At 65.2% G+C, this 13,363-nt stretch carries 14 protein-coding genes, 1 pseudogene and 1 riboswitch; of the genes and pseudogenes, 5 read left to right on the top strand and 10 right to left on the bottom strand.

Translation table 11 applies throughout. The features are described from left to right. Positions 1 to 114 (top strand): annotated as a pseudogene (locus VI26_RS24295) (IS5/IS1182 family transposase); the annotation flags it as partial. Positions 115 to 236: 122 nt separating this feature from the next. On the opposite strand, the gene VI26_RS04555 reads toward VI26_RS24295, so the two are convergent. From VI26_RS04555 to VI26_RS04540, 4 genes are all read right to left on the bottom strand, one after another. Beyond that, positions 237 to 1,556: a hemolysin family protein gene (locus tag VI26_RS04555; RefSeq protein ID WP_082150879.1), complete on the bottom strand. Its 1,320-nt coding sequence runs from the start codon at positions 1,554 to 1,556 to the stop codon at positions 237 to 239. Between the two features lie 105 nt (positions 1,557 to 1,661). Next, positions 1,662 to 2,384, bottom strand: coding sequence for a uracil-DNA glycosylase (gene ung / locus VI26_RS04550; protein ID WP_048408578.1), 723 nt, complete (start codon positions 2,382 to 2,384; stop codon positions 1,662 to 1,664). A 116-nt stretch (positions 2,385 to 2,500) separates the two neighbouring features. Beyond that, positions 2,501 to 2,824 carry a rhodanese-like domain-containing protein gene (locus VI26_RS04545; RefSeq protein WP_048408552.1) on the bottom strand — a complete coding sequence of 108 codons (324 nt, stop codon included), beginning with the start codon at positions 2,822 to 2,824 and terminating at the stop codon, positions 2,501 to 2,503. Beyond that, positions 2,824 to 3,483: a protein-L-isoaspartate O-methyltransferase gene (locus VI26_RS04540; protein ID WP_048408551.1), complete on the bottom strand. Its 660-nt coding sequence runs from the start codon at positions 3,481 to 3,483 to the stop codon at positions 2,824 to 2,826. The genes VI26_RS04545 and VI26_RS04540 overlap by 1 nt, the downstream gene beginning before the upstream one ends. Positions 3,484 to 3,576: 93 nt before the next feature. Beyond that, positions 3,577 to 3,727, top strand: a riboswitch (TPP riboswitch). A 118-nt stretch (positions 3,728 to 3,845) separates the two neighbouring features. Here VI26_RS04540 and thiC point away from each other — a divergent pair. Both thiC and VI26_RS04530 read left to right on the top strand, forming a co-directional pair. Next, complete coding sequence (gene thiC / locus VI26_RS04535) at positions 3,846 to 5,726, top strand: phosphomethylpyrimidine synthase ThiC (protein WP_369799191.1); 1,881 nt, start codon at positions 3,846 to 3,848, stop codon at positions 5,724 to 5,726. Between the two features lie 113 nt (positions 5,727 to 5,839). After that, entirely contained in the window at positions 5,840 to 6,073 is a 234-nt protein-coding gene (locus tag VI26_RS04530; RefSeq protein WP_048408549.1) for a DUF2789 domain-containing protein, read from the top strand. A 42-nt stretch (positions 6,074 to 6,115) separates the two neighbouring features. Here the strand turns inward: VI26_RS04530 and VI26_RS04525 are convergent, their stop codons facing one another. Continuing rightward, positions 6,116 to 7,027, bottom strand: coding sequence for a 5'-methylthioadenosine/S-adenosylhomocysteine nucleosidase (locus VI26_RS04525; RefSeq protein ID WP_048408577.1), 912 nt, complete (start codon positions 7,025 to 7,027; stop codon positions 6,116 to 6,118). A gap of 209 nt (positions 7,028 to 7,236) precedes the next feature. Between VI26_RS04525 and VI26_RS04520 the strand changes: the two genes are divergently transcribed. Next, positions 7,237 to 8,001, top strand: a complete 765-nt coding sequence (locus tag VI26_RS04520) for an SDR family oxidoreductase (RefSeq protein WP_048408548.1) — start codon at positions 7,237 to 7,239, stop codon at positions 7,999 to 8,001. Here the strand turns inward: VI26_RS04520 and VI26_RS04515 are convergent, their stop codons facing one another. After that, positions 8,002 to 8,571 (bottom strand): PTS sugar transporter subunit IIA, encoded by a 570-nt coding sequence (locus tag VI26_RS04515; protein WP_053074223.1) that lies wholly within the window; start codon positions 8,569 to 8,571, stop codon positions 8,002 to 8,004. Between the two features lie 122 nt (positions 8,572 to 8,693). Continuing rightward, complete coding sequence (locus tag VI26_RS04510; protein ID WP_048408547.1) at positions 8,694 to 9,014, bottom strand: hypothetical protein; 321 nt, start codon at positions 9,012 to 9,014, stop codon at positions 8,694 to 8,696. 155 nt (positions 9,015 to 9,169) lie between these two features. Between VI26_RS04510 and VI26_RS04505 the strand changes: the two genes are divergently transcribed. After that, a complete protein-coding gene (locus tag VI26_RS04505) occupies positions 9,170 to 9,628 on the top strand; it encodes a GNAT family N-acetyltransferase (RefSeq protein ID WP_048408546.1) in 459 nt (152 codons plus the stop codon). Here the strand turns inward: VI26_RS04505 and VI26_RS04500 are convergent. The 3 genes from VI26_RS04500 to pyk form a co-directional block, all read right to left on the bottom strand. Then, positions 9,625 to 10,836, bottom strand: a complete 1,212-nt coding sequence (locus VI26_RS04500; protein WP_048408545.1) for a winged helix-turn-helix domain-containing protein — start codon at positions 10,834 to 10,836, stop codon at positions 9,625 to 9,627. The genes VI26_RS04505 and VI26_RS04500 overlap by 4 nt on opposite strands. Positions 10,837 to 10,901: 65 nt before the next feature. After that, positions 10,902 to 11,672 carry an ABC transporter substrate-binding protein gene (locus tag VI26_RS23095; RefSeq protein ID WP_053074222.1) on the bottom strand — a complete coding sequence of 257 codons (771 nt, stop codon included), beginning with the start codon at positions 11,670 to 11,672 and terminating at the stop codon, positions 10,902 to 10,904. A 107-nt stretch (positions 11,673 to 11,779) separates the two neighbouring features. After that, the gene (gene pyk / locus VI26_RS04490) at positions 11,780 to 13,186 is read right to left on the bottom strand and encodes a pyruvate kinase (RefSeq protein WP_048408544.1); all 1,407 of its coding nucleotides are present in this window, start codon (positions 13,184 to 13,186) and stop codon (positions 11,780 to 11,782) included. Between the last annotated feature and the right edge of the window lie 177 nt (positions 13,187 to 13,363).

Below are 13,363 nucleotides of genomic sequence, written 5' to 3'. Positions count from 1 at the left end.
TTCGCATGGTTGGAAAAGAGCAGAAGGCTGTGGAAGAACTGCGAGCGGAAGCTGAATACCAGCTTGCAGTTCATCCACTTGGCTTTCCTGGCTCTATTGCTCCGGAGATCGTAAACAGGTTCTAAGACCCGCTAACAAAACCCCTGATCCTGCGTTGTGCCTCCTTGGCGTACGACTGGTACTGCCTGCGTCGGCGCGCCTTGGCTCAGGTTCTCCGCGAGGTGTTGTTCGCGGCTCTAAATGCCGTCGTCGGCCGGCAATGCCGCCGGCGGCGCCGGCAAGCGGGTCAGCAGGATCTTGTCGACCCGGGTCTTGTCCATATCCACCACCTCGAAGCCGAAGCCGTTCCAGTCGAAGCGGTCGGTGACGCACGGTACTCGGCCCAGTTGGAACATCACCACGCCGCCCAGGGTGTGGATATTGCCGCCGGCTTCGCCCGGCAGCGCTTCGGCGATGTCGAAAAACTCCTTGAAACGGTCCAGCGACAGCATGCCGTCTATCAGCCAACTGCCATCCTCGCGCTGCGCGATCTCGTCCTCATCAGCGCTGATCGCCGGCATATCGCCGACGATGGCTTCAAGCACGTCGTTCATCGTCACCAGGCCTTCCAGCTCGCCGTATTCGTCCACCACCAGCGCCATATGGTGGCGGGTCTGCTTGAATTGCTCCAGCAACTGCATCAGGGTGACGTTGGCGGGCACGTAGAGCGGCTGCGCCAATTCTGCGGCGATATCGGGCTGCTCGCCGGCCAGCAGCCTGTCCAGCACCCGCTTGGCGTGCAATACGCCGACGATCTGCTCCACGCTGCCGCGGCAAACCGGGAAGTGATTGAAATGATGGTTCTGCAGCACGTCATGGTTGAGCGCGGGCGGATCGTCCAGGTCCAGCGCCACGATGTCCTTGCGCGGCGTCATCGCCGCGGCCACCTTGCGGTTGTCCAGCCTGAAGATATTGGTTACCAGTTCCTGCTCGGCGCGGTCGAACACGCCTTCATCGGCGCCTTGCTCCATCAGCACCCGGATTTCCTCCTCGGTGATGGACGGATCGCTGCTCTTCTTGGCGCCCAAGAGCCGCAGCAGGCCGTCGGTGCTGTGGCTCAGCGCTTTCACCAGCGGAGAACTGAGCCGCGACAGCAGCAGCATCGGTCGCGCCAGCGTGGTGGCCACCGCTTCCGGGTTCAGCAAGGCCAGCCGTTTGGGCACGAGTTCACCGAAGATAAGCGACAATAGCGTGATGATGAATACCATCAAGGCCACTGACAGTGGCTTGCTGTATGGCGCCAGCAAGGGGATGTCCTGCAAGAGCCAGCGCAGCTGTTCGGACAGCGCCGCCTCGCCGTAGACGCCGGACAGAATGCTGATGGAGGTGATGCCTATCTGTACCGTGGACAGGAAGCGGCTGGGATCGTTGGCCAGTTTCAGCGCGGCCTGGGCGCCGCGTTGGCCGTCATCGGCGCGTTGCAGCAGCCGGACTTTGCGGGAGGAAACGATGGCGATCTCCGCCATCGCGAACAGGCCGTTGAGCAGGATCAGGCACAGCAGGACGAGGATTTCCACGGGCGGACACGGGATAGAGACTGGAGCCCTAGCTTAGGCCATGGCGGCGCGGCGGAAAAGAGCCTATCGGGCAGGAGGCGGCGCAGGGAGCGCCGCCGGCCGGGTTCAAAACAGGCTGTTCTGCGGCGCCGGCGCGCCCCATTGTATGGTGCCGCGGCCGCGCGACAGCAGCCAGGCATTGACCTGGGAGAAGTGGCGGCAGCCGTGGAAGCCGCGGCTGGCGGAGAGCGGCGACGGATGCGCGGCGTTCAGCACCAGATGGCGCGAGGCGTCGATGCGCTCGGCCTTGGTCTTGGCCCAATTGCCCCACAGCAGGAACACGCAGCCCGGGCTGTGCGCGTTGACCGCGTCGATCAGCGCGTCGCTGACGCTTTGCCAGCCCAGCTTGCCGTGGCTGCCGGCCTGATCCTTTTCCACGGTGAACACGCTGTTGAGCAAGAGCACGCCTTGCTGCGCCCAATGGCTCAGGTCGCCGCTATTGGGCACGCCGCAACTCAGGTCCGCCGCCAGTTCCTTGTACAGATTGCGCAGGCTGGGCGGCACTCGCACGCCGGCCGGCACCGAGAACGACAGGCCCATCGCCTCGCCGTCGCCGTGATAGGGGTCTTGGCCCAGGATCACCACGCGCACATCGGCCGGAGCGGTGAAGGTCAGCGCGTTGAAGGTTTGCGCCGCTGGCGGGAATATGGTTTTGCCCTGCTGCTGCTGGGCTTGCAGTTCGCGGTCGATGGCCGCTAATTGCCGCTGTATTTCCGGTGTTGACAACACTTGTTCCCAGGCGGGATGGATGCGGGCAATGGCGGGGGACAGGTAGGACAATGCTTGCATAAAAAAACTCTGCTTCTTGCTATCTGAAGGGATTTGGAACCCGGCGCGCCGGCTTTGTTCCATGAAAAAGCCGTTCCCGCGGGAACGGCCGGCAATGCTGGTGGATGGCTGGTGTTTCAATAACGCGCCATTTGCGGGTCCACTTCCGCGGCCCAGGCCTCCACGCCGCCGGCCAGGCTCAGCACCTGCTCGAAGCCGGCGTCCAGCAGGAAGCGCGCAACGTGGGCGCTGCGCACGCCATGGTGGCAGATCACCACGATGGGCGCGTCCGGCAGCTCGCTCATGCGCAGCGGGATCAGGTTCATCGGGATGTGCTGCGAGCCGGGAATCATGCACAGCTGCACTTCCCATGCTTCGCGCACATCCAGCAGCAGCGGCGGCTCGGCGCTGTTGTCGGCCAGCGCCGCGGCCAGATCGCGGGCGCGGATTTCCTGGACCATCAAAACGCGAAGCGCTCCGGCTCTACCGCTTCCGCCTTGGCCAGGCGGCCGATACAGGTTTCGAACAGGCCGGTTTCGCTGAAGCTGGTTTCGGTTTCACGCTTGATCAGCTTGCAGGTCATCACCGGCAGGTCGCCCACCACCATGATCAGGCGGCCGCCCACGGCCAGCTGGTCTTTCAGTTCCTGCGGCACCACCGGCAGCGAGCCGCCGACCACGATCACATCGAACGGCGCTTGTTGCGGCAGGCCCAGCACGCCGTCGCCCGCCACCAGGGTGACATTGACGATGCCGGCCTGTTTCAGGTTGGCGGCCGCGGTCTCGCGCTGGGCGGCGTCGATCTCCACGCTGTAGACATGCTGGCCCAGCTTGGCCAGCAGCGCGGTCAGATAGCCGCTACCGGTGCCGATTTCCAGGATCTTGTCCTGGGCCTGGATGGCGGCGTCCTGCGCCAGGCGCGCTTCCATTTTCGGCTGCAGCATGAAGCTGCCATTGGGCAGCGGCAGCTCGGTGTCGACAAAGGCCAGGCTGCGTTTGTCGGCGACGACGAACTGTTCGCGTTTCACGTGAAACAGCAGGTCCAGCACGTTCGTGTCAAGTACGTCCCACGGACGAATCTGCTGCTCGACCATGTTGAAACGGGCATTCTCAAAATCCATCAGCTCACTCCGGAGGGGCTTGCCGCCACGGGAAAAAAGCGGCGGCGTGTCATGACGATAACTTGCGATTATCCCACATTTGCCGTACCTTCACAGCATCGCTAGGGGTCCTGCGCGGCGGTCGGCAAGATGGTCCATATCCTTGAAAGGATAGGATAATCGTTAAAGATTGTTGCGCGGGTGAGAAACACCCTTGGAACCTGACCCGGATAATACCGGCGTAGGGAAGCGCAACTTGCTGGCGGACCGTTTTAATCGCAATGAAACCGTCCGCAGCCCGCCCAAGCGGCGGCTCGCTCCTTGCGCCATTCATCGACCAGGAGAACCGCCCGATGAACGCGCCCGCAACACCCAAGCCCTCCATGGTGGTGGACACCGCCGCCATCCAGCCCTTGCCGAATTCCCGCAAGATCCACGTCGCCGGCAGCCGGCCGGACATCCGCGTGCCCATGCGCGAGATCAGCCAGAGCGACACGCCCACCCAGTTTGGCGGCGAGGCCAACCCGCCCATCACCGTTTACGACACCAGCGGCCCGTATACCGATCCAGCCGCGCGCATCGACATCCAGAGCGGCCTGGCGCCGTTGCGCGCCGGCTGGATCGCCGAGCGCGGCGACTGTGAGCAGCTGGCCGGCCTGTCCAGCGAATACGGCCGCGCCCGCGAGGCCGATCCCAAGCTGGCCGAGCTGCGTTTCAACCTGACGCGCCAGCCGCGACGCGCGTTGCCGGGCCGCAATGTCAGCCAGATGCATTACGCGCGCCGCGGTATCGTCACGCCGGAAATGGAGTTCGTCGCCATCCGCGAAAGCCTGCGCCGCCGCGAATACCTGGACTCGCTGCGCGCCGCCGGCGGCAAGAACAGCAAGCTGGCGGAACTGATGACGCGCCAGCATCCGGGCCAGGCTTACGGCGCGGCGCTGCCGGAGGAGATCACGCCGGAATTCGTGCGCGCCGAGATCGCCGCCGGCCGCGCCATCCTGCCGGCCAACATCAATCACCCCGAATCCGAGCCCATGATCATAGGCCGCAATTTCCTGGTCAAAATCAACGGAAACATCGGCAATAGCGCAGTAACGTCTTCGATCAACGAAGAAGTGGACAAGATGACCTGGGGCATACGCTGGGGCGCCGACACCATCATGGACCTGTCCACCGGCAAGAACATCCATGAAACCCGCGAATGGATCATCCGCAATTCTCCGGTGCCCATCGGCACCGTGCCGATCTATCAGGCGTTGGAAAAAGTGGGCGGCAAGGCCGAGGACCTGAACTGGGAAATCTTCCGCGACACCTTGATCGAGCAGGCCGAGCAGGGCGTCGATTACTTCACCATCCACGCCGGGGTATTGCTGCGCTATGTGCCGATGACCGCCGGCCGCATGACCGGCATCGTGTCGCGCGGCGGCTCCATCATGGCCAAATGGTGTCTGGCCCATCACCGCGAAAACTTCCTCTACACCCATTTCGAGGATATCTGCGAAATCATGAAGGCCTACGATGTGGCCTTCAGCCTGGGCGACGGCCTGCGGCCGGGCAGCGTCTGGGACGCCAACGACGAGGCGCAGCTGTCGGAGTTGAAGACTCTGGGCGAACTGACCGAGATCGCCTGGAAGCATGATGTGCAGGTGATGATCGAAGGCCCCGGCCATGTGCCCATGCAGTTGATCAAGGAAAACATGGACAAGGAGCTGGAGTGGTGCCGCGAAGCGCCGTTCTACACCCTGGGGCCGCTGACCACCGACATCGCGCCTGGCTACGATCACATCACCTCGGCGATAGGCGCGGCGCAGATAGGCTGGTACGGCACCGCGATGCTGTGCTACGTCACCCAGAAGGAACACCTGGGCCTGCCGGACAAGAACGACGTCAAGGAAGGCATCATCACCTACAAGCTGGCCGCGCACGCGGCCGACTTGGCCAAGGGCCATCCCGGCGCGCAGATCCGCGACAACGCGCTGTCCAAGGCGCGTTTCGAATTCCGCTGGGAAGACCAGTTCAACCTGGGCCTGGATCCGGACAAAGCGCGCGCCTTCCACGACGAAACCCTGCCCAAGGACAGCGCCAAGGTCGCGCATTTCTGCAGCATGTGCGGCCCGCACTTCTGCAGCATGAAGATTACCCAGGACGTGCGCGAATACGCGGCCAAGCAGGGGATCAGCGATCAGGACGCGCTGGCGCGGGGCATGCAGACCAAATCGGTGGAGTTTTTGAAGGGCGGCTCCAAGCTTTACGACAAGGTGTGAGCCCGTAGTCAGCTAAAACGGCGGCCTTGGCCGCCGTTTTGCCTGCCGCAAGGCTGGCTGCGCCGCCGCCGATTCGGGGCTATCATCAGACATCCCTTCACAGGAGAAGCGTCATGGACACCAGCACGCATTCCTTGTCCGGCCTGTTCCGCCAACTGGGCCTGGCCGATGAACCCGCCGCTATCCGCGCCTTTATCGCCAGCCATCCCTTGCCGCATGGCGCCGCGCTGGCCGATGCGCCATTCTGGACGCCGGCGCAAGCCGACTTCCTGCGCCAGGCCTTGGCCGAGGACGCGGACTGGAGCGAGGAGGTGGATGAGCTGGCGGTATTGTTGCAGGCGGTTTAGAAGCCGCAACAGCAGCGCATTGCCGGCGCGCAGTGGATCAAACTAGCGCTTCAGCGCGCGCAGCAGCCCCCGCACCGTATTGGCGGCATTGTCGGCGGCGATCTGCATGAAGGTGTCCATTTCATTGGCGTGCTCGCTGCCGCCGGCCAGATCGGACAAGCTGCGGAAGGCGATGAAGGGCACGCGGTTGGCGTGCGCCACCTGGGCCACCGCCGCGGTTTCCATATCCACCACCTGGGCCAGGTAGGTCTTGGCCAGGTAATCGCGATAGCCGGCATTGTCCATGAAGATGGGGCCGGACAGGCCGCTGCCGCCGGCGACGATGCGCGGCGGCGCGGATAGGCAGCGCTGGGCGGCGTCGCAACGGCGCAGGGTATCGGCCGGCAAGCCCTTGGCCAGTTGCAGCAAGCCCGGGTCCACCTCGAACCAGAAGCGGGTTTCGCTGCCGCCGTCGGCGGTGGCCAGCTTGATGTCGCGCGGGTGGATCATGCCGTAGTTGGCGCGCGCGGCCGGGTCCGCGTACGGTGGCGGCGCGTAGCGGCCGGGCGCGGTTTCGCGCGCGTAGATCGCTTCGGCGTAATTGCCCCAGCGCCGCGGCACCGCCACGTCGCCGATGCGCAATTGGTCGTCCACGCCGCCGGCGATGCCGCTGAACACGATGCGGCGCACATTGAAGCGATCCAGCGCCAGCTGGGTGTTCATCGCCGCATTGCTCATGCTCACTCCGCTCATGAACAGCAACACCGGTTGGCCTTCCAGCAGCGCGGTGGTGAAACGCACGCCGTTGACCAGGTGTTCGCGTTTGTCGGCGGCCTGCTTCAGCAGCAGGGGTTCCTCCGGGCCGAAGGCAGAAACCACGGCGGTGCGCGGCGTGGCGTCAAGGACGGGCGCCGCTGGCGCGGCGGCGCTGAGCGCCAGCAGCGCGCAAGCGCTTGCAAGCTTGAATGATGGCATGCGGAAAATCCTGGTGAAGATGATATCGCGCCATGATAAACGCTTTCCCCGCCGCTGCAGCGCCGGCATGCGCATGGCCATCCAAGAACGTGTTTACGATGTCAGCAAGTATCGGAATGCCGGACGGGCGCTTAAGCCCGAGACTGAAATCCCCGCGACGCGAGGCGCTTAGCCGGCGCGCGGGCTTTTCATTCTCGGGAGGATATCCAATGGCAGCATTGAGCAATAAAACCGCCATCATCACCGGCGCCAGTTCCGGCATCGGCCTGGAAGCGGCCAGGCTGTTCGCGCGCGAAGGCGCGCGGGTGGTGCTGGTGGCGCGACGCGCGGCGGAGCTGGACCGGCTGGTGTCGGAAATCGTGGCCGACGGCGGCCAGGCGGCGGCGCTGGCCGGCGATCTTACTTCGGAGGAATGCGCGCGGGCGGCGGTGGAGCTGGCGCTGGACCGATTTGGAGGGCTGGATATCGCCTTCAACAACGCCGGCAGCCTGGGCGCGCTGGGCAGCCTGGACCAGGTGTCGCTGGAGAGCTGGCGCGCGACGCTGGACAGCAATCTGAGCAGCGCCTTCCTCTGCGCCAAGCATCAGTTGCCGGCCTTGCTGCGCGGGGGCGGCGGTTCGATGATCTTCACCTCGTCCTTTGTCGGTCACGCCATCGGCTTTCCCGGCATGGCCGCTTACGCGGCCAGCAAGGCCGGGCTGGTGGGACTGGCGCGCACGCTGGCGGCGGAATACGGCGCCCGAGGCCTGCGCGTCAACGCTCTGCTGCCGGGCGGCACCGACACCGAGATGGGCCGCGCCGCGGCGGCGACGCCGCAGCAGCGCGAAATGGTGGCCAGCCTGCACGCGCTCAAGCGCATGGCCGCGCCGGAGGAGATCGCGCGCGCGGCCTTGTTCCTGGCGTCGGACGCGTCCAGCTTCGTCACCGGCACCACCTTGTTCGTCGATGGCGGCGTGTCCATCGGCAAGCTGTGATCAGAAGCGCGCCACCATCTTGCGCTTCACCGTGTAATCCGGGCGCAGGCTGGCCTCGCTGTCCATGAAATAGCGATTGCTGTCCAGCAGGAAATGCGGGTCGTTCAATTCTTCGGGATCGGCCCAGTCGCACAGCAGGTGATAGAGCGCCTGCGCGCTGTGGCAGCGTTCCAGCGCCTGGCGGAACGGCCGTTCCGCGAACATGCGCGCGCAGCTGGCCAGCAGGTGCAGATGGGCCTCGCGGCTTTGCCGCGGCAGGAGCAGCACCAGCGCGGTGTGCACCGGCTGCTGGTCGGGCGCGTCGAAGGCGATGGGGGTTTGCAGCCGCAGCAGCAGCGCGCGCGCTTCCTCCAGGCCGTCGATGCGGGCGTGAGGCAGCGCCAGGCCGTGGCCGAGCGCGGTGCTGCCGCCCTGTTCGCGCTCGCGCAGCGCGGCGGCCAGCGTCGGGCGGTGCAGCGCGTGGCGCTGCGCCAGTTGGAACGCCGCGCGTTCCAGCAATTCGGTTTTATCGGCCAGGGTTTGATTGAGCAGGATGTCTTGCGGGCCGCAGAGGTCGGGCAGGGTGAGCATGGCGGATTTCTCCTTTGGCTAGGGGGCGACCTCATCCTAGTCAGCGGGGGCTAAAGATCCGCTAAAGAAAGCGCGCGGCGGCGTAAAAATGCCGCCAATGCGCGCTGCTGGATTGCCGTGGTTTATTTCTGTTCCGGCTGGGCTTTCTGCTCTTGCGCCTTCAGCACGCCTTTGACGGCGGAGGCCTGTTCCTTCAGCTTGTCCACCTGCTCTTTCAGTTCCGGGCTCAGCGCGGCGGCCGCGGCGCCGGCCTGCTTGGCCGCGCCGATGGCGGCGCTGGCTTGTTCCTTTAGCTGGCCCAGCGGGGCGCTGCTGTCCTGCAGCGAGTTATGCACCGTGCCGATGGCGCTGGAAGCGGATTCCTGCAATTGGGTGGTTTGTTTCTCGCTGCAAGCGGCCAGGGCCAGGGTGGATGCGACGGCGATCAGAAGCGTGGCGCGCATGGGGGTGTCCTCATCATCGGGGGAAAATGCTTTATTGAGCGGCGGCGGGCCGGCTAAGTTCCGGCAGTGGTTCCCGGCGGCGTGGTCAAGTGGTTCTTATGACGCTGCGCTGGTTTGGCGACAATGGCGTTTTTCAGGCGAATCAGGAGATAAGCATGAGCAATACGCTGAGCATACGTCCGCTGCGGGACGGGGATTTCGACGCTTGGCTGCCGTTGTGGCGCGGCTATCAGGATTTTTACCGGGTGGAACTGGATGAGGCCGCGGTTCAGGGCGCCTGGCGGCGTTTCCTGCTGCCTGAGCACGCGATGCGCGGCTGGCTGGCCTGGGACGGCGAACGCGCGGTGGGACTGGTGCACATCGTGTTGCATCCCAGCAGCTGGACCTTGGGCGATTACTGTTATTTGCAGGATCTGTTCGTGGCCGAGGATTGCCGCGGCCTGGGCGCCGGCCGGCGCCTGATCGAATCGGTGTGCGAATGGGCGCGGCAGCGGGAGTGTTCGCGAGTGTATTGGCACACCCATGAAACCAACGCCACCGCGCGGCGGCTCTACGACCAGGTGGCGGAAAACGCCGGCTTCATTCAGTACCGCAAGCTGCTGACGCCACTCTAGGCCATCAGTTCGGCCGCCAGATTTCCCGGCGCGCGCGCCACGTGCAGCCGCGGCGCGCCGTGCCAGTCGGCCAGCTTTTGCAGCGCGGCCTTGAGATCGGCGGCCAGCCGCGCGCTGTGGCGCACGCCGGCTTCCAGATAGAGCGCCTTGACTTCGAACACGCCCTGAGCGCGATGGGCCTTGGCGTCCAGCCGGCCCACCAGCTTGCCGCGGTTGAGAATGGGCAACACGAAGTAGCCGTACTGGCGCTTGGGCGCCGGGGTATAGCATTCGATGCGGTAGTCGAAGTCGAATAGTTCCGATGCGCGCTTGCGGTCCCAAACCAGCGGATCGAACGGCGACAGAATGGCGGTGGCGCTGGCCTTGAGCTCGCCGGCGGCGACTTGCTCCAGCTGCGGCGCCAGGCCGGCATCGATAAACACATCGTGTTGCCAGCCATCGATGCGCGCCGGAATCAGTTCGCCGGCATCGGCCAGCTGGTGCAGCATGGCGTCGTAGCGGCCGCGCTTGAGCCGATAGTAATCGGCCACCCAGCCGGCCTTGACCACGCCCAGCGCGCGGCAGCTATTGCGCAGCATCCGCCATTGCGCCTGCTCCGCCGTCGGCAGATCGCGCGCGTCGTCCCAGCCGGGCAGCACCCGTTCCGCCAGATCGTAGACGCGCTGGAAATTGCGCCTTTCCTTCACCATGACCCGGCCCAACGTGAACAGCACCTCCAGATGGCGCTTTTCCGGTTTCCAGTCCCACCAGCCGCCGCCCTTGCCGTCCTTGCGCTCGAAATCCGCCGAGCGCACCGGGCCGTTGGCGCGTATGCCTTCGATCAAGGCGTTGATGTCGGCGCGGTGTTGTTCCAGCCAGCGCGGCGGGTTTTTCCAGCCCATCGCGTCCGGGTTCAGCATGCGGTGGCGCAGCAGACCGTAGTCTTCCGTCGGCACGAAGCAGGCTTCGTGCGCCCAGTATTCGAACACGCTGCCCTCGGCCAGCAATTGATCCAGCCAGGCGGTGTCGTAGCGGCCCAGGCGGCTGTGCAGCACCAGATAAGGACTGCGCGCCACCACGTGTATGGTGTCGATCTGCAATAGCGCCATGCGGCGGATGGCGGCCAACACATCGGCCTTGTCCGCCTTGCGGCGTGGCGGGGTCAGCAGGCCCTGGGCCGCCAGTTGCAGGTGGCGGGCCTGCTGCAGGGATAGGTGGAGGCTGGACATGTCATGGTCATGATCGGAAGCGATGAAGGACTATATCAAATCCTTGCGCCGGCTTGCGCGGCGATTCAGGGCTTGTGGCCGCGGCTGGAGAAAAACTGCTTGATCAGCTGTTGATAACTGCCGTCCTCGCGCATTTTCTCCAGCGCCTGATTGAAGTGCTGCAGCAGGGGCAGTTGCGGCGAGGCCTTGTTGATGGCGAGATAAGTGGCCTTGCTGGCCAGGATGACCGGCGCGACAGCCAGGCCGGCATAGGCGCCGCTCTGCAGCTTGGCGTCTATGCCTTCCTGCAGCATCAGCACCGCGTCCAGATTGCCGCGCAGCAAGAGCTGCAGGTTCTGCGCGTCGGAATCGCCATCGTAGGCCTTGAAGAGCCGTTCGGCGCGGGCATTGTCGAACTCGTCGCCATAACTCCAGCCGGCCATCACGCCGATGCGCTTATGGTCCAGATCCGGCAGGCCGCGGAAGTCGAGCGGATGCTGACGGAGGTAAACCACCACCACGTGCTCCTGGTACAGCGGCAGGCTGAAGTCGTAGCGCTGCGCGCGGCTGGCGGTCTTGTAGATGCCGGCCGCCGCCATCGCGCTGCGGTCAAGCTCGAACATCGCGCGGCGCCAGGCCAGCGCGCGCAGCCCGCAAGCCATGCCGGCCCGGTCGCAGACGGCGCTGACCAGCAGCGGATACAGGCCGTCTATCTTGTCGTGTTCCTGGTACATGAACGGCGGCGCATTGGCGTCCACCGCCACGGTGAGGACGTCGCCGTCCTGCGCGCGGCAGGGCGCGGACAGGCTGGCGCCAAGCAGCAGGACCAGGCCGAGGCGGCGGATGCTAGCGATCATCGAGGCGAATCCGGAACACGCTGATCAGCTAAGCATAGTCGCTGTCGGCGACGGGAAAACAAAAACGGAACCGTGAGGTTCCGTTGGTTTTGCCGATCAACTCGAATTCAAGGGTAGACGATGCGCAGCAAATTGGTGGTGCCCGGCGTGCCGAACGGCACCCCGGCGATGATCACCATCGGTTTGCCATGTTCCGCCAGGCCCAGCTTGGTGGCGGCGAAAGTGGTTTTCACCACCATGTCTTCCAGGTTTTCCGCGTCCGGACCGTTATAGGCGACCACGCCCCAGACCAGGGTCAGCCGGCGCGCGGTGTCCAGCCGCGGCGAGATGCCGAGTATGGGGGTGTGCGGGCGTTCGCGCGCCAGCCGCAGGCAGGTGGAGCCGCTGGTGGTGAAGGCCGCGGACACGGTGACCGGCAGCAGCGAGCCCACTTTGCGCACACAGGCGGCGATGGCGTCGGCGCGGTCCGGCGCGTCGGCGGCGCTGTAATCCAGCGCCATCACCCGGCGGTAGTCCGGCGCGCTTTCCACGCGGCGGATCACCCGGTCCATGATGCGCACCGCTTCCAGCGGGAACTGGCCGGCGGCGGTTTCCGCCGACAGCATCACCGCGTCGGCGCCTTCGTAAACCGCGGTGGCCACGTCGTTGGCCTCGGCGCGGGTGGGGGTGGGCGCGGTGATCATCGATTCCAGCATCTGGGTGGCGACAATGACCGGGCGGCCCAGGTGGCGGCACTGATGGACGATGCGGCGTTGCACCACCGGCACGTCTTCCGGCGGCAGCTCCACGCCCAGATCGCCGCGCGCCACCATTACCGCGTCGGCCAGTTCGGTGATGGCGTCCAGTTCGTCCACCGCCGACGGTTTTTCGATCTTGACCACGATGCCCAGTTTCTGGCCCACCAGTTCGCGCAGCTCGCGCACATCGTTGGCGGTCTGCACGAAGGACAGCGCCAGCCAGTCCGCGCCTTCCTTCAGCGCGAATTCGGCGTCCAGCCGGTCTTTATCGGTGATCGCGGACAGCGGCAGAATGGTTTGCGGCAGATTGAAGCCCTTGCGGCTGGACAGCTCGCCGCCCACTTCCACCCGGGTGGCGATACGGCGCGCTTCCACTTGTTCCACGTGGAACGCCAGCTTGCCGTCGTTGACCAGGATGCGATGGCCGGGCTTGAGCGCGGCGAAGGCTTCCGGGTGCGGCAGGCTGGCGCGTTGCGTATCGCCGTCCACCTCGTCCAGCACGAAATCAAAGGTGTCGCCGGTATTCACCGTCACCGGCGCGGCGAACTGGCCGATGCGCAGCTTGGGGCCCTGCAGATCCACCAGCACGCCCAGCGGCCGGCCGACGGCGGCTTCGGCCGCGCGGATGGAGGCCAGACGCGCGCGATGGTCGTCATGGTTGCCGTGGCTCATATTGAGGCGGAACACGTTCACGCCGGAGCGCGCCAGTTCCAGGATGATTTCGGGCGTGCTGGACGCCGGGCCCAGCGTGGCGAGGATTTTGGTATTGCGAAGCATGACAGTCCTTTGTGCCCGGTCCGGCCGCGGCGTTGCGCGCGGGCGGGCATGGGCGGTGTTGATTGTGCCAATCACATCCGTGTGTCTTCCATCGAGGCTGCGCCGTGCTTGATGGAGTGTTTGTCATGCTGCCACAGTCGGACTGTAGCGGCTTGACTACGTAAGGCCGGCGGCGCC

Source organism: Chromobacterium sp. LK1 (assembly GCF_001043555.1).
GTDB classification, from domain to species: domain Bacteria; phylum Pseudomonadota; class Gammaproteobacteria; order Burkholderiales; family Chromobacteriaceae; genus Chromobacterium; species Chromobacterium aquaticum.
This window is presented reverse-complemented; position numbering and strand designations above follow the sequence as displayed.

Excerpts from the sequence above, each read along its gene's own strand:
- ung (WP_048408578.1), bottom strand. The coding sequence starts at position 2,384 with ATGCAAGCATTGTCCTACCTGTCCCCCGCCATTGCCCGCATCCATCCC.
- VI26_RS04545 (WP_048408552.1), bottom strand. The coding sequence starts at position 2,824 with ATGGTCCAGGAAATCCGCGCCCGCGATCTGGCCGCGGCGCTGGCCGAC.
- VI26_RS04540 (WP_048408551.1), bottom strand. The coding sequence starts at position 3,483 with ATGGATTTTGAGAATGCCCGTTTCAACATGGTCGAGCAGCAGATTCGT.
- thiC (WP_369799191.1), top strand. The coding sequence starts at position 3,846 with ATGGTGGTGGACACCGCCGCCATCCAGCCCTTGCCGAATTCCCGCAAG.
- VI26_RS04530 (WP_048408549.1), top strand. The coding sequence starts at position 5,840 with ATGGACACCAGCACGCATTCCTTGTCCGGCCTGTTCCGCCAACTGGGC.
- VI26_RS04525 (WP_048408577.1), bottom strand. The coding sequence starts at position 7,027 with ATGCCATCATTCAAGCTTGCAAGCGCTTGCGCGCTGCTGGCGCTCAGC.
- VI26_RS04520 (WP_048408548.1), top strand. The coding sequence starts at position 7,237 with ATGGCAGCATTGAGCAATAAAACCGCCATCATCACCGGCGCCAGTTCC.
- VI26_RS04515 (WP_053074223.1), bottom strand. The coding sequence starts at position 8,571 with ATGCTCACCCTGCCCGACCTCTGCGGCCCGCAAGACATCCTGCTCAAT.
- VI26_RS04510 (WP_048408547.1), bottom strand. The coding sequence starts at position 9,014 with ATGCGCGCCACGCTTCTGATCGCCGTCGCATCCACCCTGGCCCTGGCC.
- VI26_RS04505 (WP_048408546.1), top strand. The coding sequence starts at position 9,170 with ATGAGCAATACGCTGAGCATACGTCCGCTGCGGGACGGGGATTTCGAC.
- VI26_RS04500 (WP_048408545.1), bottom strand. The coding sequence starts at position 10,836 with ATGTCCAGCCTCCACCTATCCCTGCAGCAGGCCCGCCACCTGCAACTG.
- VI26_RS23095 (WP_053074222.1), bottom strand. The coding sequence starts at position 11,672 with ATGATCGCTAGCATCCGCCGCCTCGGCCTGGTCCTGCTGCTTGGCGCC.
- pyk (WP_048408544.1), bottom strand. The coding sequence starts at position 13,186 with ATGCTTCGCAATACCAAAATCCTCGCCACGCTGGGCCCGGCGTCCAGC.